The sequence below is a fragment of the Allosphingosinicella sp. genome, from assembly GCF_046295735.1.
Lineage (GTDB): Bacteria > Pseudomonadota > Alphaproteobacteria > Sphingomonadales > Sphingomonadaceae > Allosphingosinicella.
On sequence record NZ_JBKBMQ010000004.1, the window covers coordinates 135081 to 157921 of the forward strand.

Annotated in this window: 21 protein-coding genes; 6 read left to right on the top strand and 15 right to left on the bottom strand. The window is 69.8% G+C overall.

Translation table 11 applies throughout. From position 1 onward, the window contains the following. Positions 1 to 118 precede the first annotated feature (118 nt). On the top strand, positions 119 to 484 hold the full coding sequence (locus ACK4K7_RS05445) for a hypothetical protein (protein WP_431864213.1): 366 nt from the start codon (positions 119 to 121) through the stop codon (positions 482 to 484). 49 nt (positions 485 to 533) lie between these two features. Here ACK4K7_RS05445 and ACK4K7_RS05450 read toward each other — a convergent pair whose 3' ends face one another. The 5 genes from ACK4K7_RS05450 to ACK4K7_RS05470 all read right to left on the bottom strand — a co-directional run bounded on the left by ACK4K7_RS05450 (position 534) and on the right by ACK4K7_RS05470 (position 6787). Beyond that, positions 534 to 980: a MaoC family dehydratase gene (locus tag ACK4K7_RS05450; RefSeq protein WP_431864214.1), complete on the bottom strand. Its 447-nt coding sequence runs from the start codon at positions 978 to 980 to the stop codon at positions 534 to 536. 397 nt (positions 981 to 1377) lie between these two features. Next, a complete protein-coding gene (locus ACK4K7_RS05455; protein ID WP_431864215.1) occupies positions 1378 to 2925 on the bottom strand; it encodes an alkaline phosphatase D family protein in 1548 nt (515 codons plus the stop codon). Positions 2926 to 3008: 83 nt separating this feature from the next. Further along, entirely contained in the window at positions 3009 to 4109 is a 1101-nt protein-coding gene (gene ychF, locus ACK4K7_RS05460; protein ID WP_431864216.1) for a redox-regulated ATPase YchF, read from the bottom strand. A gap of 190 nt (positions 4110 to 4299) precedes the next feature. After that, positions 4300 to 5997, bottom strand: coding sequence for an ATP-binding protein (locus ACK4K7_RS05465; protein ID WP_431864217.1), 1698 nt, complete (start codon positions 5995 to 5997; stop codon positions 4300 to 4302). Position 5998: 1 nt separating this feature from the next. Beyond that, positions 5999 to 6787, bottom strand: coding sequence for an alpha/beta fold hydrolase (locus ACK4K7_RS05470; protein WP_431864218.1), 789 nt, complete (start codon positions 6785 to 6787; stop codon positions 5999 to 6001). 336 nt (positions 6788 to 7123) lie between these two features. Between ACK4K7_RS05470 and ACK4K7_RS05475 the strand changes: the two genes are divergently transcribed. Next, positions 7124 to 7276 carry a hypothetical protein gene (locus ACK4K7_RS05475; RefSeq protein WP_431864219.1) on the top strand — a complete coding sequence of 51 codons (153 nt, stop codon included), beginning with the start codon at positions 7124 to 7126 and terminating at the stop codon, positions 7274 to 7276. 7 nt (positions 7277 to 7283) lie between these two features. Here the strand turns inward: ACK4K7_RS05475 and ACK4K7_RS05480 are convergent, their stop codons facing one another. Together ACK4K7_RS05480 and ACK4K7_RS05485 are read right to left on the bottom strand one after the other, a co-directional pair. Further along, a complete protein-coding gene (locus tag ACK4K7_RS05480; RefSeq protein WP_431864220.1) occupies positions 7284 to 8285 on the bottom strand; it encodes an SDR family oxidoreductase in 1002 nt (333 codons plus the stop codon). Between the two features lie 25 nt (positions 8286 to 8310). Next, positions 8311 to 8913 carry a TIGR02466 family protein gene (locus ACK4K7_RS05485; RefSeq protein ID WP_431864221.1) on the bottom strand — a complete coding sequence of 201 codons (603 nt, stop codon included), beginning with the start codon at positions 8911 to 8913 and terminating at the stop codon, positions 8311 to 8313. 89 nt (positions 8914 to 9002) lie between these two features. Between ACK4K7_RS05485 and ACK4K7_RS05490 the strand changes: the two genes are divergently transcribed. Next, on the top strand, positions 9003 to 9281 hold the full coding sequence (locus tag ACK4K7_RS05490) for a hypothetical protein (protein WP_431864222.1): 279 nt from the start codon (positions 9003 to 9005) through the stop codon (positions 9279 to 9281). Between the two features lie 3 nt (positions 9282 to 9284). Here the strand turns inward: ACK4K7_RS05490 and pth are convergent, their stop codons facing one another. From pth to ACK4K7_RS05505, 3 genes are all read right to left on the bottom strand, one after another. Then, the gene (gene pth, locus ACK4K7_RS05495; protein WP_431864279.1) at positions 9285 to 9854 is read right to left on the bottom strand and encodes an aminoacyl-tRNA hydrolase; all 570 of its coding nucleotides are present in this window, start codon (positions 9852 to 9854) and stop codon (positions 9285 to 9287) included. Positions 9855 to 9968: 114 nt separating this feature from the next. Beyond that, entirely contained in the window at positions 9969 to 10652 is a 684-nt protein-coding gene (locus tag ACK4K7_RS05500; RefSeq protein WP_431864223.1) for a 50S ribosomal protein L25/general stress protein Ctc, read from the bottom strand. A 245-nt stretch (positions 10653 to 10897) separates the two neighbouring features. Then, positions 10898 to 11821: a TraB/GumN family protein gene (locus ACK4K7_RS05505; RefSeq protein ID WP_431864224.1), complete on the bottom strand. Its 924-nt coding sequence runs from the start codon at positions 11819 to 11821 to the stop codon at positions 10898 to 10900. A gap of 98 nt (positions 11822 to 11919) precedes the next feature. Here ACK4K7_RS05505 and ACK4K7_RS05510 point away from each other — a divergent pair, with 98 nt between their 5' ends. The 3 genes from ACK4K7_RS05510 to ppdK all read left to right on the top strand — a co-directional run bounded on the left by ACK4K7_RS05510 (position 11920) and on the right by ppdK (position 18305). After that, positions 11920 to 12783 (top strand): glycine--tRNA ligase subunit alpha, encoded by an 864-nt coding sequence (locus ACK4K7_RS05510; protein ID WP_431864225.1) that lies wholly within the window; start codon positions 11920 to 11922, stop codon positions 12781 to 12783. A 228-nt stretch (positions 12784 to 13011) separates the two neighbouring features. After that, a complete protein-coding gene (locus ACK4K7_RS05515) occupies positions 13012 to 15540 on the top strand; it encodes a glycine--tRNA ligase subunit beta (protein WP_431864226.1) in 2529 nt (842 codons plus the stop codon). A gap of 98 nt (positions 15541 to 15638) precedes the next feature. Continuing rightward, complete coding sequence (gene ppdK / locus ACK4K7_RS05520) at positions 15639 to 18305, top strand: pyruvate, phosphate dikinase (protein WP_431864227.1); 2667 nt, start codon at positions 15639 to 15641, stop codon at positions 18303 to 18305. Between the two features lie 192 nt (positions 18306 to 18497). Here the strand turns inward: ppdK and ACK4K7_RS05525 are convergent, their stop codons facing one another. The 5 genes from ACK4K7_RS05525 to ACK4K7_RS05545 are packed head-to-tail and all read right to left on the bottom strand — an operon-like array spanning position 18498 to position 22828. Then, positions 18498 to 18779, bottom strand: coding sequence for a hypothetical protein (locus ACK4K7_RS05525; protein ID WP_431864228.1), 282 nt, complete (start codon positions 18777 to 18779; stop codon positions 18498 to 18500). 60 nt (positions 18780 to 18839) lie between these two features. After that, entirely contained in the window at positions 18840 to 19835 is a 996-nt protein-coding gene (locus ACK4K7_RS05530; protein ID WP_431864229.1) for a type II secretion system F family protein, read from the bottom strand. Between the two features lie 18 nt (positions 19836 to 19853). Then, complete coding sequence (locus ACK4K7_RS05535) at positions 19854 to 20825, bottom strand: type II secretion system F family protein (protein ID WP_431864230.1); 972 nt, start codon at positions 20823 to 20825, stop codon at positions 19854 to 19856. A gap of 54 nt (positions 20826 to 20879) precedes the next feature. Next, complete coding sequence (locus ACK4K7_RS05540; RefSeq protein ID WP_431864231.1) at positions 20880 to 22172, bottom strand: pilus assembly protein CpaE; 1293 nt, start codon at positions 22170 to 22172, stop codon at positions 20880 to 20882. Beyond that, a complete protein-coding gene (locus ACK4K7_RS05545; RefSeq protein ID WP_431864232.1) occupies positions 22172 to 22828 on the bottom strand; it encodes a CpaD family pilus assembly protein in 657 nt (218 codons plus the stop codon). The genes ACK4K7_RS05540 and ACK4K7_RS05545 overlap by 1 nt, the downstream gene beginning before the upstream one ends. Positions 22829 to 22841 lie beyond the last annotated feature (13 nt).

The following is a 22841-nucleotide window of genomic DNA, read 5'->3' on the forward strand; positions in this document are numbered from 1 at the left end:
GTTCCGGATCAGGAACTTGTTCCGCGCGTCCCGCGTTGGGGCACATTATCGGCCGGCTTGCGGCCGCTCGCTCCATCCAGCGGCGCGCCTTTCCGGCCTTGTTCGGGAGAGTTGCCCCATGTTTAAACCACGCCTCGCCGCCATCGCCGCCGCCGCCGCCGCTCTGGGCCTCGCCGGCTGTGCCGACCATTACGGCCGCCCCGGCTATGGCTATTCCAGCGTCAGCTTCGGCTACGCCGCCCCGCTCTACAGCCGGCCTTATTATGGCTGGTACGACAATTTCTATTATCCGGGCACCGGCGTCTGGGTCTACGACCGGCGCGGCATCCGCCACCGCTGGACGCCGCAGCACCGCGCCCATTGGCAGAGCCACCGCCGCTATTTCCGCGACCAGCGCGCCTGGAACCACCGCCCGCCCAGCTGGCGCGGCTGGGACGGCCCCCCGCCCCGCAACTGGCACCACCCCCGCCGCGGGCGGCGCTGAGGCGCTCCTGAATCCCCCTCCCTGCGTGCAGGAGGGGAGGTTCAGAGGCCTAAACCGGCCGCCGCCGGATCAGCACGATCGAGGTGAAGGTCATCACCGCCACCCCGTCCTGGTTGGTGACCGTCACCTGCGATCGGAAGGAGCCGATCTCCGGCTTGCTGCGCGACGGCGTCTTCTCGACCAGCCGGCTGGTGACGGTCAGCGTGTCGCCGGGATAAACGGGCTTCAGCCAGCGCAGCTCGTCGACGCCCGGCGAGCCAAGACCGGCCTGCTCGGTGTCGTTCACATGGCGCGCGATCACCGCCATCGTCATCGCGCAGGTGTGCCAGCCGCTCGCCGCCAGCCGCCCGAAATGCGTTTTCGCCGCCGCCTCGTCCGACAAATGGAAGGGCTGCGGATCATATTTGCGGGCGAACTCGATCACCTCCTCCCGCGTCACCTCGTAGCGGCCGAACACGACCTCCTTGCCGATCTCCAGATCCTCGAAATATTGCACCGCGCGCTCCTTTCCCCCGAACGGTAGCAGATCGAAACGCAATTTCCAGCGTCCGCGCCGAGCACCCCTCTCCCCATGGGAGAGGATACGTAGCCTTGGCGAGGCGAAGCCGAGCCTAGGCGAAGTTGGTGAGGGTATCGGCGCCGGAGGAAAATCCCCCACGCCCGATCCCCTCACCCCAACCCTCTCCCCCTGGGAGAGGGGGCGCTGGGGCAGGCGTCCGTGATCCCATCGAACATGGGGTGGAGCCCCCAATCCCCCTCTCACCCCGGGAGAGGATACGAAGCCTTGGCGACGAAGGAGCCTAGGCGAAGTTGGTGAGGGTATCGGCGCCGGAGGAAAATCCCCCACGCCCGAACCCCTCACCCCAACCCTCTCCCCACCGGGAGAGGGGGCTTCACCCCGCCACCAAAGCTGGCCGCCCGCGCTCCGCGGCGAGGGTGGTGCGCTTCGAAATCTGGCCGCCCGGCACCGTCACCCGGTCCATCACCATGAAGTCGGTCGCCCACAGGTCCGGCGTCACGTTGCACACCAGATAGCCGCGCTGGTCGTTGACGAATTTGAGCTGCGGGTTGTTGGCGAGGATCACGTCGCTGCCGGGGCGCAGGTCGCGGCCGTCGCCGCCGCTCGAGATCGAGGTCGCGACGAACTCCACCGCCACCGGCCGGTCGCGCGCGTCGTGGAGCGTGCCGGCCCAGTTCTGATGCTCGTCGCCGGTCAGCACCACGACATTGTCGAGCCCGGCGAGCCGCGCGAACAGGCGCTGGCGCGGCACTTCATAGGCGGCCCAGGTGTCCATGTTGAGGATCGGCTCGGGCGCCTCGTCCGGGCTGCGGCGGCGGTCGAGCGCCATCATCATCACCTGTTGCGCCAGGCAGTTCCAGCGGGTGTCGCGCCGCTGGAGGTTGCGGGCGAGCCAGGCCTCCTGCTCGGCGCCCAGCACCTGCGCCTCGGCCGCGCGCACCTCCGGGCAGACCGGCTTGAAGCCGTCGTCGCACGGCTGGTTGGTCCGGTACTGGCGGGTGTCGAGGAAGTTGATCTCGGCGAGGGTGCCGAAGCGGGCGCTGCGATGGGCGAGGATGCCGTGCGGCTGCGGCAGCGCGCTGCGGCGCACCGGCATATGTTCGTACCAGGCCTGGAAGGCGGCGGCGCGGCGCAGGCGGAACAGCTCGGGCGGGGCGCCGCGCTGCTCGATCAGGCTCACCCAATTGTTGTCCACCTCATGGTCGTCGAAGGTCATGAAGAAGCTGTGGGCGGCATGGGCGCGCTGCAGGTCGGCGTCCATCTTGTACTGGGCGTAGCGCCGCCGATAGTCGCCGACCGAGAAGAGCAATTGCCCCTCGTGCCGGCGGACGGGGACGCGCGGCTCGTTGGCGCGGAAATCGGGCCGCAGCGGGTCGCCGCGATATTCGTAGATATAGTCGCCATAATGGAAGACGAAGGCGAGGTCCTCGCCCGCCAGATGGCGGAAGGCGGTGTAATGGCCGTCCTCGTAATTCTGGCAGCCGGCGACGCCGAAGCGCAAAGCCGCCGGCGACGCGCCGGGGGCGGGGAGGGTGCGCGCCCGCCCGCGCAGCGAGCGCTCGCCGCCCGCCTCGAAGCGGTAGAAATAGGTGCGGTCGGGCTGCAGGCCGGCGACCTCGACATGGACGGCATGGGCGATTTCGGGCCGCGCCGACGCCTCGCCGCTCGCCACCACGTTCTGGAAGCGCTCGTCGGACGCGACTTCCCAGCGGACCGGCATCGGCCCCATGCCCATGCCGCCGTCATGCGCCATCGGATCGGGCGCGAGCCGGGTCCAGATCACGAAGCCGTCGGGCGCCGGATCGCCGCTCGCGATGCCGAGGCTGAACGGATAGTTGCGCCACATCGTCTGGGCGCGGAGGATGGCGGGCGCGGCAAGCGTCGCGGCGCCGGCGGCGATGAAGGTGCGGCGGGAGAACATGGCGAAGCTCTAGGGCGATCCCGTGACGAATCGAAGACGATTCGCGCCGTCGCGGTGGAGCGGGCGCGCCGCGCCGTTCCGCCTCAGACGTTGAAGCGGAACAGCATCACGTCGCCGTCCTGGACGACATAGTCCTTGCCCTCGGCGCGCATCTTGCCGGCGTCCTTCGCCCCCGCCTCGCCGCCGCAGGCGATATAATCGTCATAGGCGATGGTCTCGGCGCGGATGAAGCCGCGTTCGAAGTCGGAGTGGATGGCCCCGGCCGCCTGCGGCGCGCGCGCGCCTTTCTCCACCGTCCAGGCGCGCGATTCCTTCGGCCCGGCGGTGAAGAAGGTGATGAGGTCGAGCAGCGCATAGCCGGCGCGGATGATGCGGGCGAGGCCGGTTTCCTCCAGCCCCAGATCGGACAGGAATTCGGCGCGGTCGGCCGGCTCCATGGTCGCGATCTCCGCCTCGATCGCGGCCGAGATGATCACCGCCTTGGCGCCTTCCGCCTCCGCCTTGGCGAAGACGCGCGCGCTGTGCGCGTTGCCGCCCGCCGCGTCGCCCTCGTCGACGTTGCAGACATAGAGGATCGGCTTGGCGGTGAGCAGCTGCGCGCGCTCCAGCGCCTTGCGTTCCTCCTCGTCCTTCGGCTCGGTCAGCCGCGCGGGATTCGACGCGCGCAGCAGCTCCAGCGCCTGGCCGAGCACGCTCGCCTGGACCTTGGCCTCCTTGTCGCCCTGCTGCGCCTTCTTGACGAGGTTGGGCACGCGCTTCTCGAGGCTCTCGAGATCGGCCAGCATCAGTTCGGTCTCCACCGTCTCGGCGTCGGCGATCGGATCGACCCGGCCTTCGACATGGGTCACGTCCCCGCCCTCGAAGCAGCGCAGCACATGGACGATCGCGTCCACCTCGCGGATGTTGCCGAGGAACTGGTTGCCCAAGCCCTCGCCGGTCGACGCGCCGCGCACCAGGCCGGCGATGTCGACGAATTCGAGCTGCGTCTCGATGACGCTGGCCGATTTCGCCACCTGCGCGATCCGCTTCAGCCGCGGATCGGGCACCGCGACCCGCCCGACATTGGGCTCGATCGTGCAGAACGGATAATTGGCCGCCTGCGCCGCCGCCGTCTCGGTCAGCGCGTTGAAAAGGGTGGACTTGCCGACATTGGGCAAGCCGACGATCCCGCAACGAAAACCCATGGTGACTCCGGTGATGATCCTCCCTGCGGGCGCAGCCCGTGGGGAGGGGGACCGGCCGAAGGCCAGTGGAGGGGCAATGGCGCCGCGGCCCCTCCACCATGCTTCGCATGGTCCCCCTCCCCATCGCCTTCGGCGACGGGGAGGATGATGTGTGCCGCCCCCTAGCCGCTCCCGCCGCGAAGCGCCAGCCTCACCCGTCCAGCACCTGCCGCACCTTCGCCGCCAGCCGGTCGAAGGTGAACGGCTTGGTGATGAGCGCGACGCCCGGGTCGAGCTTGCCGTTATGGACGATGGCGTTGCGGGTATAGCCGGTGGTGAACAGCAGCTTCAGGCCCGGGCGCAGCCGCGCCGCGCGGTCGGCCACCTCGCGTCCGTTCATGCCGCCGGGCAGCACCACGTCGGTGAACAGAAGGTCGACCCGTTTCCCGCCGGAGAGGACGGCGATCGCCTCCGCCCCGTCGCGCGCCTCGATCACCTTGTAGCCGAGCTCGCGCAGCACGCCGGCCGAATAGTCGCGCAGCTCGTCATGATCCTCGACGACGAGGATGGTCTCGTCGCCGCCGTCGACCGGCGCGGCGGCCGGCGTGGCTTCCGCCTCCGCCGCCGCCCGGGCGAGGCGGGGCAGGTAGAGCTTCACCGTCGTGCCGATGCCGGGCTCGGAATAGATGCGGACATGGCCGCCCGACTGCCGGACGAAGCCATAGACCTGGCTGAGGCCGAGGCCGGTCCCGCGCCCGGCTTCCTTGGTGGTGAAAAAGGGTTCGAACACCCGCTCCAGCGTGGCCGCATCCATGCCGGTGCCGGTGTCGCTGACGGCCACCATCACATATTGCCCCGGCGGCATCGGCTCGACCAGCCCGTCGACATAGGCGTCGTCGAGCGAGGCGTTGCCGGTCTCGATGGTCAGCCGGCCGCCGCCGTTCGGATCCCTGGCGAGCATCGCGTCGCGGGCGTTGACGGCGAGGTTCACGATCGCGCTTTCGAGCTCGGTGGGATCGGCCTGGGCGGTCCACAGGCCCGCCGCCGCCACGGTCTCCAGCTTGACCTCCTCGCCCAGCGTCCGGTGGAGCATGTCCGAAAGGCCCGCGATCAGCCGGTTGGCGTCGATCGGCTTGGGGTCGAGCGGCTGGCGCCGCGAGAAAGCGAGCAGGCGCGAGGTCAGGGTCGCCGCCCGGTCGGCGCCGAGATGCGCCATGTCGCGCAGCCGCCGGACGCGGCGCGTCTCGTTCGTCTCCTCCATTCCGTCCAGCAGCCGCGCCATGCTGTCGAGATTGCCGATGATGACGGTCAGCAGATTGTTGAAATCGTGGGCGACGCCGCCGGTCAGCTGACCGATCGCCTCCATCTTCTGCGCCTGGCGCAGCGCGTCCTCGGCGCGCAGCCGCTCCTCCACCTCGGTCGCCACCCGCGCCTCGAGCCCGCCATTGAGCCGCTGGAGCTCGGCCGCAGCGGCGGCGGCGGCGTCGCGGGCGGCGAGCAGCTCGCGCTCGTAGCGCCGCCGCTCGCTTGCGTCGAAGATGGTGAAGAGGTTGGACGCCGGCGCGCCGTCCGCCTCGCGCCGCTGGACCGCGTTGACCAGCGTCGGCAGGCGCGAGCCGTCGGCCTTTACCATGTCGAAGGCGATCTCGCGCACCTCGCCCTGCATCCGTAGCAGCGGCGCGAAATGGGTCTCGTGATAGATTTGCCCCGCGACCGTCAGCAGGGTCTGAAACCGCCGCCCCTCCAGCTCCTCCCGGGCGAAACCGGTCAGGCGGGCGAAGGTGCGGTTGGCGCGCAGGATCGTCCCGTCGGGGCCGGCCGCGACATAGCCGCACGGCGCCTCGTCCCACAGCGTCTCCGCCTCGCCCCGCGGCGGCGCGTGACCGGGTCCGGGCGCCCGTCCGGGCATGTCAGAGCCAGGCCTTGATCGCCGCCACCGTCTCCTCGGGCGCGCTGAGATTGGGGCAATGGCCGGTCGCCTTCATCTGCACGAAGTCGCTGCCGGGCAAGCGCCGGTGCATGTAGCGGCCGACCGCTTCGGGCGCGATCACGTCCTCCGAACATTGCAGGATCAGCGCCTTGGCCGGCACGTCCTCCAGGTCCGCGCGGTTGTCGGACAGGAAGGTCACCCGCGCGAAATGCTTGGCGATTTCCGGATCGGTGCGGCAGAAGCTGTTGTTCAGCTCCTCCGCCAGTTCCGGCCGGTCGCCATTGCCCATGATCTGCGGCGTCAGCATGCTCGACCAGCCCAGGAAATTGGCGTCCATGAACTGCAGCAGCTCCTCGATGTCCGCGCGTCCGAAGCCGCCGACATAGTCGCCGTCGTTGATGTAGCAGGGGGAGGGGCCGACCAGCACCAGCCGGTCGAACATACCCGGCGCCTGCTTGGCGGCGAGGATGCCGATCATCGCGCTTACCGAATGGCCGACGAACGTCGCGCCCTCGAGGCCGAGCGCGCGGCCGATCTCCACCACGTCCCCGGCATAGCCGGCCAGGCTGCCATATTTGTCCGGGTCCCAGGCGGAAGCGTCGGACCGGCCGGCGCCGACATGGTCGAACAGCACGACCTTGTGCGTCTCCTCGAAGGCGGGCGCGACGTGGCGCCACATATTCTGGTCGCAGCCATAGCCGTGGGCGAACAGGATCGCCGGATCGCCGCGGCCGGAAACCTGCACATTGTTCCTGACGAGCGGGTCCATTCGATCCTCCTTCCGGCCGCGATGCCCCCCGTTAAGATGTGTGCCCGCTCGCCACAACAGCCGAGGCGCGGAGAGGATGGCCAGGAGCGAGAGCGCCCCTCCGACTCCCCCCCTGGAAACAGGGAGGGGCCGGGGGTGGGTCGGCCTCCACCGGCGGAGCACCTCCGAAAACGCACCCGCCCCCTCCCAGCGTGCAGGGAGAGGAGGGCTGCCCCACCAACGCGGATATCGACGCCATGCTCCCCGCGGCACTTGCGGTTTTCCGCATCTTGAGCCGCGAGGAGGCTCTGGTTTACACTCAGGGCTTAGTGTTCTTTACTGGTGTTGTTCCGCCACATGCCTGATTTCGTCTACCGCTTCTGGCGGGAAAAGCTTACCCGCACCCGCCGACGCGATCTCCGCAACTTCTACTTCGCCTTCGATTTCCGCTTCGTCCTTGCGGTCGTCGCCCTGATCGTCGCCACGGCCGCCTTCATCGTCCTCGTCTGACGGCGCCTCAGCCGAGCACCGCTTCCGCCCAGGGCGCGAACGGGCCGCGGCCCAGCATCTCGCGCTGGACGCGGGCGGAGACCTCGTTGATCGGCTCCTGCGGCCGGGCGCCCGGATGGACGGCGCGGCGCAGCGGGCGGCGGCCGGCGGGCATGGCGATGATCTCGGCGATGGCGCGCGGCACGTCGGCGGGGTCGGTGGAGCCGCCGCCCGACCGCACCGCGCCCTGCATCAGCTCGGGATAGCCCGCCTTGCGCGCCTCCTCCACCCGCTCCATCAGCGCCGCCGTGCGGCGGGCGCCGCTTTCCCAGATGCGGGTCGGATAGCCGCCGGGCTGGATGATCACCACTTCGATGCCGCGCGGCGCCAGCTCGTAGGCCATCTGCTCGCTCATCGCCTCGACCGCGAATTTGGTGGCACTGTAATGGCCGATATTGGGCGCGATCACCCGGCCGAGCTGGGAGGAGACGTTGAAGATGACGCCGCCCGGCCCCTTCGCGCGCATGCCCGGGAGCACCGCCCGCGCCATGCGGTGATAGCCGTAGACGTTGGTGTCGAAGACGAGCTTCGTCGCCTCCATGTCCTGCAGCTCGACCGGCCCGGACAGGCCGATGCCCGCATTGTTGACCAGCACGTCGATGCCGCCGCCGGCGATCCGCTCGGCTTCCGCGACGCCGCGCGCCACCGACGCGTCGTCCAGCACGTCGATCTCGACGACGTGGAGGTCCAGCCGCTCGGCCCGCGCCGCCTCGCGCAGTTCCTCCGCCTCGGGCCGCGGCAGCCCGCGCATGGTGGCGATTACCCGCGCGCCCGCCCGGGCGTAGAGCAGCGACCCGATCCGGCCGAAGCCGGACGAGGTGCCGGTGACGAGAATGGTCTTGCCGCGAAGGTCCGGCGCGCCCGCGCCCTCGTCCGCCTGGACGGCGGCGGCGGCGGCGGGCGCCGCGGCGACGGTGATGGCGGCGGCCGCGCCGCCCGTCAGGATCTGCCTGCGGCTGAGGTCGGTCATCGTCTCTCTCCTTGCTCTTCGTTCGTCAGCGATAGTTGAAGCTGATGCTGATCCGCTCGCCGCGGCCGGTGCCCGGCACGACTTCGTGGCGCAGCCAGCTTTCCCACAGGAACAGGGTGCCCGGCGCCGGCTCGGCATAGACGAAGGCGCGCAGCTCCTCGGGCGCGTCGTCGCGGCGGGGCGGGGCGGCCATCATCATCGCCAGCCGCGGATCCTCCAGCTTCAGCGCGCCGGCGCCCGGCGGCACCGCGACGTAGAGCGTGCCCGAAAGGATGCTGTGCGGGTGGATGTGGCCCGAATGGGCGCCGCCCGGCTTCAGGACGTTGACCCACAGGCTGTCGAGCTTCGGCCGCCGCCCGCCCAGGTCGAAGGCGCAGGCCTCGGCGAAATCGGCGGCGTGCCGGTTCAGGATGCGCGCCAGCTCGGCGAAGCCCGGATCGCGCGCCGGCAGATCGTCCAGCGAGGCATAGGAGGTGTAGCCGCGATAGCCGTGCGCCTTCGACCAGCGCCGCCCCGCCCGATCCTCCTCGGCCAAGGCGCGGCAGGAGCGTTCCAGCTCCCCGATCAGCCGCGGCGGCCCGACCTGCGCTTCGTAGAACCGTGTGGCGAACAGCGAACGAACCTTCATCCGCTCCCCCCTAACCCAGCCGCCCGCCCCGCGCGAGACCTTGCCGAAAAGTCGGCGGAACCCCAGCCCTCCGGCGCGGTTCATGGATCATGGAACAGTGGCTTTTGATCGCGGGATGGCTGGTCGCGGGATTCATCGCGACCTTTGCGGGCATGCGGCTGCGGCGCTACCGCCGCCTGCTGCGCGAGCAGGAGCGGGTGATCGCGCAATTGCTGCCCAGGCCCGAGCCGCTGCGTCCCATGTCGCTGTTCCGCGACCGGCCGCCCGCCGCGGCGCGGCGCCGTCACGGCGATTGCGAGGTGATCGCGCTCGCCGCCTGGCGCGACGCGCAGCGGGAGCCGCGGCCCAACTGGCCGATCTGCCAGTAAGCCTCAATCGGCGAGGCGCAGCGCCAGCTCGTTCATGAAGCGGGCGTCGTCGCCCTTCGCCAGCCATTCCGCCTCGGCCGCGATCGCGCCCAGCATGGCGGCGAGATCGTCCATCTCCGCCTTCGCGTAATTGCCGAGCACGTGGCGGGTCACCTTGTCCTTGTGCCCCGGATGGCCGATGCCGATCCGCACCCGGCGGAACGGATTGCCGACATGCGCCTCGGTGGAGCGCAGGCCGTTATGGCCGGCGGTGCCGCCGCCGGTCTTCACCTTCACCTTGAACGGCGCGAGGTCGAGCTCGTCGTGGAAGACGGTGACGTCGCCCACCTCCTTCTTGAAGAAGTCCATCGCGGCGCGGACGGCGCGGCCGCTGTCGTTCATGAAGGTCGCGGGCTTCAGCAGCAGGATGCGGTCCGATCCGATCCGGCCCTGCTGCGCCCAGCCGTGGAACGCCTTTTTCGGCGGCTCGAAGCCGTGGGTCTCGGCGATGGCGTCCACCGCCATGAAGCCGACATTGTGCCGGTGCATCGCATATTGCGTGCCCGGATTGCCGAGGCCGACCCAGATCTGCACGGGCGAGAAGTCTCCCCAGTCGCCGGCCTCGGGCGCGTCGTGGGGCTGGCCCGGCACCGCCGCCGGCTTGACGCCGAACAGCGAGAAGAGCCAGCCCCCGAAAAGTGCCAAGCCTTATTCGTCCGTGACGATGGTGGCCGGCGTGGTCGCCGGATCGTCCTCGCCGGACTGCGCCGTCGCCGGCACCTCGTCCGCCGGCGGCGTCTCGCCGTCCTCGGTCGCGGCCTTCATGCCCGAAGAGGGCACGATGGTGGCGATGGTGAAGTCGCGGTCGGTGATCGCCGGGCTGGTGCCCTCCGGCAGGGTCACCGCCGAAATGTGGAGCGAATCGCCGATGTCGAGGCCGGCCAGGCTGATCTCGACCTCGTCCGGGATGCTCGCCGCGTCGCAGACGAGCTCCAGCTCGTGGCGGACGGCGTTCAGCACGCCGCCGCGCTTCAGGCCGCGGCTCTTCTCTTCGCCGCTGAAGCGGATCGGCACCGCCACCGTGACGGTGGAATGCTCGGCGATGCGCAGGAAGTCGACATGCATCGGGCGGTCGGTGACCGGGTGGAACTGCACGTCCTTGGGCAGGGTGCGGTTCTGGCCGCCATCGACGTCGATCATCACGACCGAATTCATGAAGTGGCCGGTGTGCAGCATCTTCATCAGCACCTTCTCCTCGACGTGAATCGAGAGCGGTTCCTGATTGTTGCCGTAAACGACGGCGGGGACGCGGCCCTGCTTGCGCAGTGCGCGGGAGGCTCCCTTGCCAGCCCGATCGCGCGTCTCGGCCGACAGCGTAAGCTGTTCGCTCATATGCATGTCTCCAATACGGATGGTGTACGCCCCGCCCACGCCTCCAGGGATGACCATGGCCGGGGAAGCGCGCGCCTTAGCGGAAGGCGGGGGACGAAGCAAGCGGCACCCTTTCCTCCCCGGGACGGGGAGGGGGACCATGCGAAGCATGGTGGAGGGGGATCTCCACCTGGCACGGCGCGGGTCCCGGAACCCCCTCCACCAGCCTTCGGCCGGTCCCCCTCCCCGTTCCGGGGAGGATCTACCTACTGCACCCGCTCCACCGCCACGCCGCGGGCGGCGAGCATGTCCTGCAGCGAATCCCGCCCCGCCAGATGCCCCGCGCCGACCGCGACGAAGGACGTGCCCGGCCGCGCCAGCCGCGCCTTCACCCAATCGGCCCAGGCGGCGTTGCGGCGGGCGAGCAGCGCCTCGTGCAGCTCGGGATGGGCGTCGAACTCGCTGTCGAAGGTGCGGGCGATCGCGTCGGTGTCGCCGCTCAGCCACGCGTCCAGCATCGCCTGGAACTGCGCCTGGAGGTCGCCGCGGTCGGCGGCCATTCCGGCCAGGAACACGCGCTGCGCCTCTTCCGACAGCCCGTCGAAGAATCCGAACTGCTGCTCCGCCGTCTCGAGGCCGATGACCGGCTTGCGGGCCCCGGCGGCGGAGGCATAGAGACCCTGCTCGACGCCGTGGCCGGTCGCGATGCCCATCTGGTGGAAGGCGGCCGCGGCCAGCGTCAGCCCCGCCGCCCAGCTCTTCATCCCGTCGAGCAGCGGCGCCGGCAGCCCGCTCGCCGCGATCATCGCGCGCAGCGCCGGCCGGTCCGCTTCCGGTACCCGCTCGATGAGCGGCGGCAGCCCCGGCGCCATCCCCATCCGCATCATCGCCCGGCTCGCTTCTGCCGGATCCTCGCCCAGCTTCACCTCGATCACCAGCTCGTCCGCCGCCGCGAAGGCCTGCTCGAACGCCGGCGTCCGCCAGTTCACGCCCTCGGGCAGAGCGTGGATCGTCCCGAACAGATAGATGGTCGTGTCCGCGTCGGCGACCTTCCACATCGCCGGCGCGCCGCCCTGCGCCGCCGCCGCAGGCGCCGCCGGCCGCTCCGCCGTCGCGCAGCCCGCCAGCAGCGCCGCCGCGGTCAGCGCCAGCCACCGCGCCGCCAGCGCCTTCAAACCCTTCATCGCCATGTCAAACTCCCGATCGCGCCCCGGGGGCGCTCCTTGACCCTCCCTGCACCATGCGCCAAAGCGCGGCAATCACCCGACAGCCACGAACAGGCGGACCATTGGCGGCGCTTTCCTTCCAGAAACTGATCCTGACGCTCCACGATTATTGGAGCGCGCAGGGCTGCGTCATCCTGCAGCCCTACGATCTCGAAATGGGGGCGGGGACCTTCCATCCGGCCACCACCTTGCGCGCGCTCGGCCCCGATCCGTGGAAGGCGGCCTATGTCCAGCCCTCGCGCCGCCCGACCGACGGCCGCTACGGCGAAAATCCCAACCGGCTGCAGCATTATTACCAATATCAGGTGATCCTGAAGCCGAGCCCGCCCGACCTTCAGTCGCTCTATCTCGGCTCCCTCTCCGCGATCGGCATCGATTTCACCCGCCACGACATCCGCTTCGTCGAGGACGATTGGGAAAGCCCGACGCTCGGCGCCTGGGGTCTCGGCTGGGAGGTCTGGTGCGACGGCATGGAAGTCACCCAGTTCACCTATTTCCAGCAGGTCGGCGGCTATGACTGCAAGCCCGTGTCGGGCGAGCTCACCTACGGGCTGGAGCGGCTCGCCATGTACATCCAGGGCGTCGACAGCGTCTACGATCTCGCCTTCAACGATGAAGGCGTCACCTATGGCGACGTGTTCCTGGAGAATGAGCGCCAGTTCAGCGCCTACAATTTCGAAGTGGCGGACACCGACAGCCTGCTGCGCCGCTTCCGCGACGCCGCGGACGAGAACCGCCGCTGCATCGAGGCGGGGCTCCCGCTTCCCGCCTACGATCAGGCGATCAAGGCCAGCCACATCTTCAACACGCTCCAGGCCCGCGGCGTGATCTCGGTCGCCGAGCGCCAGGCCTATATCGGCCGCGTCCGCGACCTCGCCAAAGGCGCCTGCCAGGCTTGGATGGAAAAGAACGGATGGACGGAATGACGGGCATGTTGATCCTCCCCACCCCCGTCATTCCGGCGAAGGCCGGGATCTCCCCGAGCCCCGCCGTGACGTTCCGACACGAGGTCCCGGCCTCCGCCGGGACGACGAGCACCCACCGATGACCCTCCCCACCCCCGTCATCCCGGCGAAGGCCGGGATCTCCCCAAGCCCCGCCGCGACACCCCGACCCCAGCTCCCGGCCTACGCCGGGACGACGAGCGCCCGCCGATGACCGACTTCCTCGTCGAACTCCTCTCCGAGGAAATCCCCGCGCGCATGCAGGGCAAGGCGGCGGCGGATCTCGCGCGCCTGTTCGCGGACCAGCTGAGCGCCGCCGGCCTCGCCGCGCGGGCGATCGAAAGCTACGCCACGCCGCGCCGCCTCGCCCTCATCGCCCGCGGCCTGCCGCTCGCGACCGAGCCGGTGCGCGAGGAGCTGAAGGGCCCGCGCACCTCCGCCCCGCCGCAGGCGCTGGAGGGTTTCCTGCGCAAGACCGGCCTGACGCAAGACCAGCTCACCGAACGCGACGGCATCTGGTTCGCCGTGCTCGAAAAGCCCGGCCGCGCCACCCGCGACCTGCTCGCCGAGGCGGTGCCCGCCATCGTCCGCGCCTTTCCCTGGCCCAAGTCGATGCGCTGGGGCGCGGCCTCGCTGTCGACCGAAAGCCTGCGCTGGGTCCGCCCGCTGCAGGGCATCGTCGCGATGCTGGGCGAGGAGATCGTCGATCTGGAGATCGGCGGCGTGCGCTCCGGCGCGGTCACGCTCGGCCACCGCTTCCACCATCCGGGGCCCGTGACGCTCGGCGGCGCGTCCGATTATGTGGAGAAATTGCGCGCCTGCCACGTGATCCTCGATCCCGCAGAGCGCCGCCGGATCATCGCCGAAGGCGCCGCGAGCGCCGCCGCCGCGGCCGGCCTGGCGCTGGTCAAGGACCCGGGCCTGCTCGACGAGAATGCCGGCCTCACCGAATGGCCGGTGCCCCTGCTCGGCCGCTTCGACCCCGCCTTCCTGGACGTGCCGCCCGAGGTGATCCAGCTCACCATGCGCACCAACCAGAAATATTTCGCGGTCACGCATCCTCCCCGGGACGGGGAGGGGGACCATGCGCAGCATGGTGGAGGGGGGGCTCCACTTGGCACGGCGCGGGTCTCCGAACCCCCTCCACCAGCCTTCGGCCGGTCCCCCTCCCCGTCCCGGGGAGGATTGGCCCCCGCCTTCGTCTGCACCGCCAATATCGAGGCCGCCGACGGCGGCGCGGCGATCGTCGCGGGCAACGAGAAGGTCCTCGCCGCGCGCCTCAGCGACGCCAAATTCTTCTGGGAACAGGACCTCAAGGTCCCGCTCGAGGATCAGGCCGGGAAGCTCTCCCAGATCGTCTTCCACGAAAAGCTCGGCACCGTCGCCGACAAGGTCGACCGCGTCGCGAGACTGGCCAGATGGCTGGTGGAGGAAGGCGTGGTCGGCGCCACGCCCTCGCCCCCTTCAGGGGGAGAGGGACAGCCGGCGCGAAGCGGCGGCAGGGAGAGGGGGCAGTCCGGTGCGGGCTCCCCCGACTCCCCGGCCTCCCCCGTCACCCCGGCGAAGGCCGGGGTCCCGGGACAAGAAGACGCCGGCGCCAGTCGCGACGGGATCCCGGCCTCCGCCGGGATGACGGGGGCGGACGACCGGACGACGTTGGCCGACCTCGCCTACCGCGCCGCGCGGCTCGCCAAGGCGGATCTCGTCACCGGCATGGTCGGCGAGTTTCCGGAGCTGCAGGGCGTGATCGGCGGCTATCTCGCCCGCGCCCAGGGCGAGGACCCCCGCGTCGCCGACGCCATCCGCGACCATTACAAGCCGGTCGGCCAGGGCGACGAGGTCCCGACCGCCCCGGTCACGGTGGCGGTGAGTTTGGCGGACAAGCTGGACAGCCTCGCGGCCTTCTTCGCGATCGGCCAGCAGCCGACCGGCTCGCGCGATCCGTTTGCGCTCCGCCGCTCCGCGCTCGGGGCGATCGCCCTCATTCTCGAGAACGACCTCCGCTTCCCCCTCGACACCGTTCGGCCTGAGCTTGTCGAAGGCCGCTCCTTCTCTGGAGCAGAAGAGCAGGGGCGGGCTTCGACAGGCTCAGCCCGAACGGATTGGTGGGACGAACTGGCGGCCTTCTTCGCCGACCGCCTCAAGGTCCAGCAGCGCGAGGCCGGCGTCCGCCACGACCTGATCGACGCGGTGTTCGCGCTCGGCGGGGAGGACGATCTCGTGCGCCTGCTCGCCCGGGTGAAGGCGCTCCAGGCCTTCGTCGAGACGCCGGACGGCAAGGACCTGCTCGCCGGCTACAAGCGCGCGGCGAATATCTTGAAGAAGGAGAACCACCCCTCTCCCTTTACGGGAGAGGGACAGGCGAGCGGAGCGAGCCAGGGTGAGGGCAGGGCAGGGGCCGTCCCCTCACCCTCGGCCGCTGGCGCGGCCTCTCCCTCTCCCGCAAGGGGAGAGGGGAAAGCCCAGAAAACACTTTCCTACACGCCCCTTCCCGAGGAATCTGCGCTGATCGCGGCGCTCGACTCGGCCGAGCCCCGCGCGCGGGCCGCGGTGGAGGCGGAGGATTTCGAAGGCGCCATGTCCGCGCTCGCGTCGTTGCGCGCGCCGGTGGACGCTTTCTTCGACAAGGTGACGGTCAATGATCCCGACGAACGCAAGCGCGCCGCCCGCCTCGATCTGCTCGCCCGCATGCGCGACGCCGTCCACCGCGTCGCCGATTTCTCGCGGATCGAAGGCTAGGCCGCTGATCGGCTCGGTCGATCGAAACGGCGCGATTGATCGACGGAATTCTTCCCACTCGCCGAACCTTCCTAACCTTTGCGGGATGTGACGACACGATGAGCCACTATGTCTACCGCTTCGGCGGCGGCGTGTCCGAAGGGCCGCGCGGCGACAAGAACCTGCTCGGCGGCAAGGGCGCGAACCTCGCCGAAATGGCGGCGATCGGCCTGCCGGTCCCGCCCGGCTTCACCATCTCGACCGCGATGTGCGCCCGCTATTACGAGGAAGGGGAGAGCTTCCCCGAGAGCCTGCGGGCCGAGGTCGCGGACGGCATCGCCCATATCGCGCGCGCGACCGGCAAGAGCTTCGGCGATGCCGCCGATCCGCTGCTCGTCTCGGTCCGCTCGGGCGCGCGGGTGTCGATGCCGGGGATGATGGACACGGTCCTCAATCTCGGCCTCAACGATGCGACGGTGGAGGGGCTCGCCGCCGCCTCGGGCGACGCGCGCTTCGCCTGGGACAGCTACCGCCGCTTCATCCAGATGTATGCGGACGTGGTGCTCGGCCTCGACCATGGCCGGTTCGAGGACGCGCTCGCCATGGCGAAGGAGGACAAGGGCGTCCATCTCGACACCGAGCTCGAGGCCGGGGACTGGCGCCGCCTCGCCGGCCAGTACAAGCAGCTGGTGGACGAGCTGTGGGGCCGCCCCTTCCCGCAGGACGTCGGCGAACAGCTGTGGGGCGCGATCGGCGCGGTGTTCGGCTCCTGGCAGTCGGAACGGGCGAAGGTCTATCGGCGCCTCAACGACATTCCCGGCGACTGGGGCACCGCCGTCAACGTCCAGGCGATGGTGTTCGGCAATATGGGCGACACGTCCGCCACCGGCGTCGCCTTCACCCGCGATCCCGCGACCGGCGAACATGCTTATTACGGCGAATATCTGATCAACGCCCAGGGCGAGGACGTCGTCGCCGGCATCCGCACGCCGCAATATCTGACCCGCGCCGCGCGCGAGAAAGCGGGGGCCCGCCAGCCCTCGATGGAAGAGGCGCTGCCCGACGTCTATGGCGAGCTCGCCCGCGTGTTCGACCTGCTGGAGCGCCATTATCGCGACATGCAGGACATCGAGTTCACGGTGGAGCGCGGCACCTTGTGGATGCTGCAGACCCGCTCGGGCAAGCGCACCGCCAAGGCCGCGCTCAAGATCGCGGTCGACATGGCGCGCGAGGGGCTGATCACGGAGGAAGAGGCGGTGCTGCGCGTCCAGCCCTCCGCGCTCGACCAGTTGCTCCACCCGACGCTCGATCCGGACGCGCCGCGCAACGTCGTCGCCAAGGGCCTGCCCGCCTCGCCCGGCGCGGCCGGCGGCGCGGCGGTGTTCGACGCCGAAACGGCGGAGCGCTACGCCGCGCTCGGCGAGAAGGTGATCCTGGTCCGGATCGAGACCAGCCCCGAGGATATCGGCGGCATGCATGCGGCGCAGGGCATCCTCACCGCCCGCGGCGGGATGACCAGCCACGCCGCCGTCGTCGCGCGCGGCATGGGCCGCCCCTGCGTGTCCGGCGCCGGATCGTTGTCGATCGACTATAAGACCAAGACGATGCGGGTCGGCGGGCACGAGATCCGCGAAGGCGACACGCTCACCATCGACGGCTCGACCGGCGAGGTGATGCTGGGCGCCGTGCCGACCGTGCAGCCGGAACTGGTCGGCGATTTCGGGACGCTGATGGAATGGGCCGACCGCAGCCGCCGCATGCGGGTGCGCACCAATGCCGAAACCCCGCTCGACTGCCGCACCGCCCGCGAATTCGGCGCCGAGGGCATCGGCCTGTGCCGTACCGAGCACATGTTCTTCGAGTCGAGCCGCATCGTCAACGTGCGCCGCATGATCCTGGCCGAGGACGAGGCCGGGCGGCGCGGCGCGCTGGAGGCGCTGCTGCCCGAGCAGCGCAGCGACTTCGAGGAGATTTTCCGGATCATGGCCGGCCTGCCGGTCACGGTCCGCCTGCTCGATCCGCCGCTCCACGAATTCCTGCCGCACAGCGACGACGAGTTTGAGGAGGTGGCCTATGCCGCCGGCACCACCGCCGACACGCTGCGCCGCCGCGCGGCCGAGCTGCACGAATTCAACCCGATGCTCGGCCATCGCGGCTGCCGGCTCGGCATCACCTATCCCGAAATCTACGAGATGCAGGCCCGCGCCATCTTCGAGGCGGCGGTGCGCGTCGCCGGCGAGACGGGGGAGGCGCCGCTGCCCGAGGTGATGGTGCCGCTGGTCACCGCCAGCGCCGAATTCGCGATCATCCGCGCCCTCATCGACCGCGCTGCCGAGGCGGTGTTCGCCGAGCAGGGGCGGCGGATCGACTATCTGGTCGGCACGATGATCGAGCTGCCGCGCGCGGCCCTGCGCGCCGGGGCGATCGCCGAGGAGGCGGAATTCTTCAGCTTCGGCACCAACGACCTCACCCAGACGACGTTGGGCGTCAGCCGCGACGATGCCGGCCGCTTCCTCACCCAATATGTCGAAAAGGGCATTTACGAGCGCGACCCGTTCGTGACGCTCGACGTGGAGGGCGTGGGCGAGCTGGTCGCGATCGCCGCCGAGCGCGGCCGCGCCGCCCGGCCGGACCTGAAGCTCGGCATCTGCGGCGAACATGGCGGCGACCCGGCCTCGATCGCCTTCTGCGAGGCGACCGGCCTCGATTACGTCTCCGCCAGCCCCTACCGTGTCCCCATCGCCCGCCTCGCCGCCGCCCAGGCCGCCCTCAACGCGCGGAGGTAGGGAGGAGGGGGCCGATATCTCCCCCCACATCGTTCGGCCTGAGCCTGTCGAAGGCCGCTCTTTCTCATCGTCGGGATATGAAGAAGGGAAGGGGCGGCCCCTTCGGCCGCCCGCCTGCGGCGGCCGCTCAGGACAGGCTCCGACAAGCTCAGGCCGAACGGTGTGAGCGTTTCGGGCCTTCCCCCGCGGACCCTAGATCGGGCCCCGGTCGTGATCCGGATGGCGGGCGGGGGCGCGGTCGGCGGCGCCGCGCAGCGACTGCATCTCGCGCAGGTCGCGGCGCAGACTCTCATTCTCCGCCTCGAGTTCGCGGATGCGCTCGTCGCGTTCCTTCTCCGCCGCCTCGCGGTGCTTCACCTCCTCGCGGTAGCGGCGCTTCCATTTGGAGCCCGCCAGCAGGAACATGCCGACGATCAGCCCCAGCACGAAGACCAGGAGGAAGATCAGCCAGTCGTTGATCGTATAGGCAGCCATCGCATCGGGCTCCTTTGCTTGCTCACCCGTAACAATCGGCGAGCGGCGCGCCGGTTCCCGCTACTTGATCAGCGAGTCGGAGATCGAGCAGGCGGCGGGGCCGAGGATGACGATGAACAGCACCGGCAGGATGAACAGGATGAGCGGCACCGTCATGATCGCCGGCAGGCGGGCGGCCTTCTCCTCCGCCTTCATCATCCGCTGGTTGCGGAATTCGGCGGACAGGACGCGCAGCGCGCTGGCGAGCGGGGTGCCGTATTTCTCGGTCTGGATCATGGTCGTCACCACGCCGCGGATCGAGTCGAGGTCGATGCGGGTGGCGAGATTCTCGAACGCCTGGCGGCGCTCGGTGAGGAAGCCGAGTTCGATCGAGGCGAGCGCGAATTCGTCGCCGAGCTCGGGATAGGCCTTGCCGAGCTCGCGCGCGACGCGGCTGAAGGCGGCGTCGACCGTCAGGCCGGCTTCCGCACAGATGACCAGCAGGTCGAGCGCGTCGGGCAGGCCCTTGCGGATCGCGGCCGAGCGCTTGGTGATCTTGTTCTTGAGGAAGATGTCGGGCGCCTTGTACGCGCCGAGCAGCGAACCGGCGACCAGCGCATATTTCTTGAACGCGCCCCACTCCGGGAACCAGTCGAGCAGATAGACGCCGGTGATCACGACCACGCCGACGACCAGCGGCATCACGAAGCGCGCGAAGATGACGACGAAGGCGAGGTCCTTGGAACGGATGCCGGCCTGCATCAGCTTCAGCTGCGCCTTCTCGACCTGCTCGTCCTGCAGCATCTTGAGGCTGGAGAGCAGCATGCGGACCCGGTCCGCCACTTCGTTCTTGTTGGTGATGCGCGGGCGGCGCTTGGAGGTGGAGGCGATGATGCCGGCCTTCAGCTGCTCGCGCCGCTCGTTGAGCGCCTTGACGCGCTTCGCCATCGGGTCGCGCACCGTGGTGGCGGCATAGATGGCGACCAGCACGGCGAAGGTCGCGACCGCCGACAGCGCCGTCGCCACCATGATGACGTCGACGCCGAGGATGGTCGGTCCGGAAGAGGGGGGTACCATGGTCGCGCGCGCTCCGGATCAGATCTCGAAATTGACCATCTTGGCCATGACGTAGACGCCGATGCCCATCCACACGAGGCCGCCCAGCCCGGCGACGATCAGCCGGTCGTCGACGAAGAAGCCGCCCATATAGGCAGGGTTGATGAAGGAGATCAGCGCGAACACGATGAAGGGCAGCGAGCCGACGATCCAGGCCGAAGCCTTGGATTCGGACGACATCGCGCGGATCTTGAGCTTCATCGCGGCGCGCTTCCTCAGCACGTCGGCGAGGTTCGACAGCGTCTCGGCGAGGTTGCCGCCGGTCTCGCGCTGGATGCCGAGCGTGATGACGAAGAACTGAACTTCGGGCGTGCCGAGCCGGTCGGCGCATTCCTGAAGCGCCGCCTCCATCGTGCGGCCGATCTTCATCTTGTCGACGACGTTGCGGAACTCGACCGAGATCGGCCCCGGCACCTCGTCCGCGACGACGCCCAACGTCTCCGAGATGGGCAGGCCCGAGCGCAGGCCGCGCACCATCAGCTCGATCGCGTCCGGGAATTTAGAGGTGAACTGGTTGACGCGGCGCTGGATCAGCTTGCCGACGATGAAGTGCGGAATGCCGAGACCCGCGATCATGCCCGCGAACAGGGTCAGCAGGAAGGGCGCGCCCTGCATCAGCAGCAGGAAGGCGACGGCGAGGCCGAGGCCCGCGCAGCCCAGCAGATATTGGGCGAGCGTCCAGGAATAGCCGGTCTGCTCGATCCGCGCGCGCAGCAAGGCGGGGTTGGGAATGATGCTCTGCGCGACGCCGTCCACCCGCGACTGCTTGCGGCGGTTGGCGAGGATGCGCTTCAGCTGCGCCTGCGCCGCGACCTCGGTCGACTTGCTGTGGCGCTCGCGCAGGCTTTCGAGCCGCCGGGACTGGGCCTTGCCCACGGAGGGGCCGGCGAAGGCGACGAAGATGAGCAGCAGGGTGCCCATCGCACCGGCCGCCATGATCATCGTCTCCATCCTCGTCCCTCCGACTTCAGGTCCTCGGCCGGCACAGGCGCGCCGGCGTCACGTTCAGGCGGCCTGCGGGCGCGCCGGCTTCGGCTTCTTCGCCATCAAGGCGGTGAAGCTGCCGAGCTTGCCGAGCAGCGACGCGCCCTTGGCATTGGCCTCGGGCTCGGCTTCCGGATCGGCGCTGGTGAGGGTCAGGGTCAGCAGCTGGACCAGCGGCTGGCTGAGCTTCGCCGACTTGGCGGCCTTGGCGAGCGGCTGGCCGAGCTTGGCGGCCTGGGCGGCGGATTTGGGATCGTAGGGCACGATCACGTCCACCTTGCGCTCGATCGACTGCTCGAAATCCTTGCGGCTCACTTCCTGCAAGCCGGCCCCGGGGGCGCGGTTGGCGACCACCAGGATGCGCGCCTGCGGCGCGTTGGCCTTCAGCCAGCTGAGGATGCGGATCGCGTCGCGCGTGGCGGCGAGGGTGAATTCGACCACCAGCACGATCACGTGGATCTCGTTCAAGAGGTGCGGATACTGGATCAGCATCGGCCGCGGCAGATCGATCACCGTGCCTTCGAAGGCGTGGCGGATCTCCTCCTCCAACTGGAAGAAGGCGGAGCCGTCCGACAGCATCACCTGGTTGATCGGCGCCTCGGCCGACAGCACCGACAGCTTGTCGCTGGCGCGCACCATCGCGCGCTCGATGAACAGGCCGTCGATGCGGCTGGGATTCTCGATCGCGTCGGTGAGGCCGCGGCCGGGCTCGAGGTCCAGCGCCAGCGCGCCGGTGCCGAAATGGATGTCGAGATCGAGCAGCGCGGTGCTGCGCCCGCCCTTGTCGCCCATCAGCCAGGCAAGCGAGGTCGCGATGGTGGAGGCGCCGACGCCGCCGCGCACGCCGACCACCGCGGTCATGACGTTGGGCTTGTCGCTCGCCGTCTCCGCCGCGCGCGGACCGGAAACGGTCAGCTGGGCGTGCGCGAAGGCGTCGCGCAGCTGGTCGGGGGAGAAGGGCTTCAGCAGATAGTCCTGGATGCCGCTGGCGACGAGGTCGCGGTAGAGCCGCACGTCGTTCACCTGGCCGGCGGCGATCACCACCGTCCCCGGCTCGCACACCTCGGCGAGCGCGTTGATGTCGTTCAGCGGATCGCCGGATTCGGACAGGTCGACGAACAGGATCATCGGGCTGGCCGAAACGGACAGGGTCTGGACCGCGTTGCGCAGCCCGCCCTTGTTGACCTTTTCCGGCGCCCAGCCGTGCTCGACCGCGATCGGCCGCAGCATCTCGGCCGTCTCCTCGTCGCAGACGAAGGCGGTGAACGGGTCGCGAAGCGAAGCCGGACGTGAAGCGTGGAAGGGCGCGTTCATTATCTGCCACCTTGCTGGGTGTTGACATCCTGGAGCCCGCGCGTGCCGGACGGGACGGCGTTGCGGTGGGTGCGGATCGCCTTGGTCGCGGTGTCGCCGGTGCCGCTCAGCGAACCGGTCTGGCCGAGCACCAGGTCGTTGGGATCGGCCACCATCGCGGCGAGGTTGCTGTTGCTCGCGCAGCCGTAATTGGGCGAGGTCGCGATCGGCGCGCCCGGCTCGTTCGCATAGTCCCAATTGGGGCAGCCGGGGACGCTGGCGGTGGTCCGGCTGACGATCACGCGCAGCGATCCGGGCTGGACCGCGCCGGCCGTTACCGGCGCGCCTTCCGCAAGGAGCAGGCCGTAGCTCGCCGCCACCGAGGCGACATCGCGGCGGCCGCGCGCATCCTCGAAGCCGCGCGGCTGATCGACCGAGACGCGGTCGCCATAGCCGAGCTGCAGCGAGTCGAACCAGGCGCCGAGCCGGCCCTGCTCACCGGCGGACAGGCCGCCGGCGGAGGTCGAGACGTCGAGCACGTAATCGGTGCGTTCGACGACCGGCTGGTTCACCGAATAAAGCGTGTGGTTGACATTGGGCGCATAATCCCCCCCGGCACAGCCCGCGGCGGCGAGGCCGAGGACGAGGAGGGCGGCGGCGGACCGGGTCCGGTTCATGGTGGAGCGCTCC

What these genes read in the sequence shown, in the direction of transcription:
- ACK4K7_RS05445 (WP_431864213.1), top strand. Translation starts at nt 119, where the DNA reads ATGTTTAAACCACGCCTCGCCGCCATCGCCGCCGCCGCCGCCGCTCTG.
- ACK4K7_RS05455 (WP_431864215.1), bottom strand. Translation starts at nt 2,925, where the DNA reads ATGTTCTCCCGCCGCACCTTCATCGCCGCCGGCGCCGCGACGCTTGCC.
- ychF (WP_431864216.1), bottom strand. Translation starts at nt 4,109, where the DNA reads ATGGGTTTTCGTTGCGGGATCGTCGGCTTGCCCAATGTCGGCAAGTCC.
- ACK4K7_RS05465 (WP_431864217.1), bottom strand. Translation starts at nt 5,997, where the DNA reads ATGCCCGGACGGGCGCCCGGACCCGGTCACGCGCCGCCGCGGGGCGAG.
- ACK4K7_RS05470 (WP_431864218.1), bottom strand. Translation starts at nt 6,787, where the DNA reads ATGGACCCGCTCGTCAGGAACAATGTGCAGGTTTCCGGCCGCGGCGAT.
- ACK4K7_RS05475 (WP_431864219.1), top strand. Translation starts at nt 7,124, where the DNA reads ATGCCTGATTTCGTCTACCGCTTCTGGCGGGAAAAGCTTACCCGCACC.
- ACK4K7_RS05480 (WP_431864220.1), bottom strand. Translation starts at nt 8,285, where the DNA reads ATGACCGACCTCAGCCGCAGGCAGATCCTGACGGGCGGCGCGGCCGCC.
- ACK4K7_RS05485 (WP_431864221.1), bottom strand. Translation starts at nt 8,913, where the DNA reads ATGAAGGTTCGTTCGCTGTTCGCCACACGGTTCTACGAAGCGCAGGTC.
- ACK4K7_RS05490 (WP_431864222.1), top strand. Translation starts at nt 9,003, where the DNA reads ATGGAACAGTGGCTTTTGATCGCGGGATGGCTGGTCGCGGGATTCATC.
- ACK4K7_RS05500 (WP_431864223.1), bottom strand. Translation starts at nt 10,652, where the DNA reads ATGAGCGAACAGCTTACGCTGTCGGCCGAGACGCGCGATCGGGCTGGC.
- ACK4K7_RS05505 (WP_431864224.1), bottom strand. Translation starts at nt 11,821, where the DNA reads ATGGCGATGAAGGGTTTGAAGGCGCTGGCGGCGCGGTGGCTGGCGCTG.
- ACK4K7_RS05515 (WP_431864226.1), top strand. Translation starts at nt 13,012, where the DNA reads ATGACCGACTTCCTCGTCGAACTCCTCTCCGAGGAAATCCCCGCGCGC.
- ppdK (WP_431864227.1), top strand. Translation starts at nt 15,639, where the DNA reads ATGAGCCACTATGTCTACCGCTTCGGCGGCGGCGTGTCCGAAGGGCCG.
- ACK4K7_RS05525 (WP_431864228.1), bottom strand. Translation starts at nt 18,779, where the DNA reads ATGGCTGCCTATACGATCAACGACTGGCTGATCTTCCTCCTGGTCTTC.
- ACK4K7_RS05530 (WP_431864229.1), bottom strand. Translation starts at nt 19,835, where the DNA reads ATGGTACCCCCCTCTTCCGGACCGACCATCCTCGGCGTCGACGTCATC.
- ACK4K7_RS05535 (WP_431864230.1), bottom strand. Translation starts at nt 20,825, where the DNA reads ATGGAGACGATGATCATGGCGGCCGGTGCGATGGGCACCCTGCTGCTC.
- ACK4K7_RS05540 (WP_431864231.1), bottom strand. Translation starts at nt 22,172, where the DNA reads ATGAACGCGCCCTTCCACGCTTCACGTCCGGCTTCGCTTCGCGACCCG.
- ACK4K7_RS05545 (WP_431864232.1), bottom strand. Translation starts at nt 22,828, where the DNA reads ATGAACCGGACCCGGTCCGCCGCCGCCCTCCTCGTCCTCGGCCTCGCC.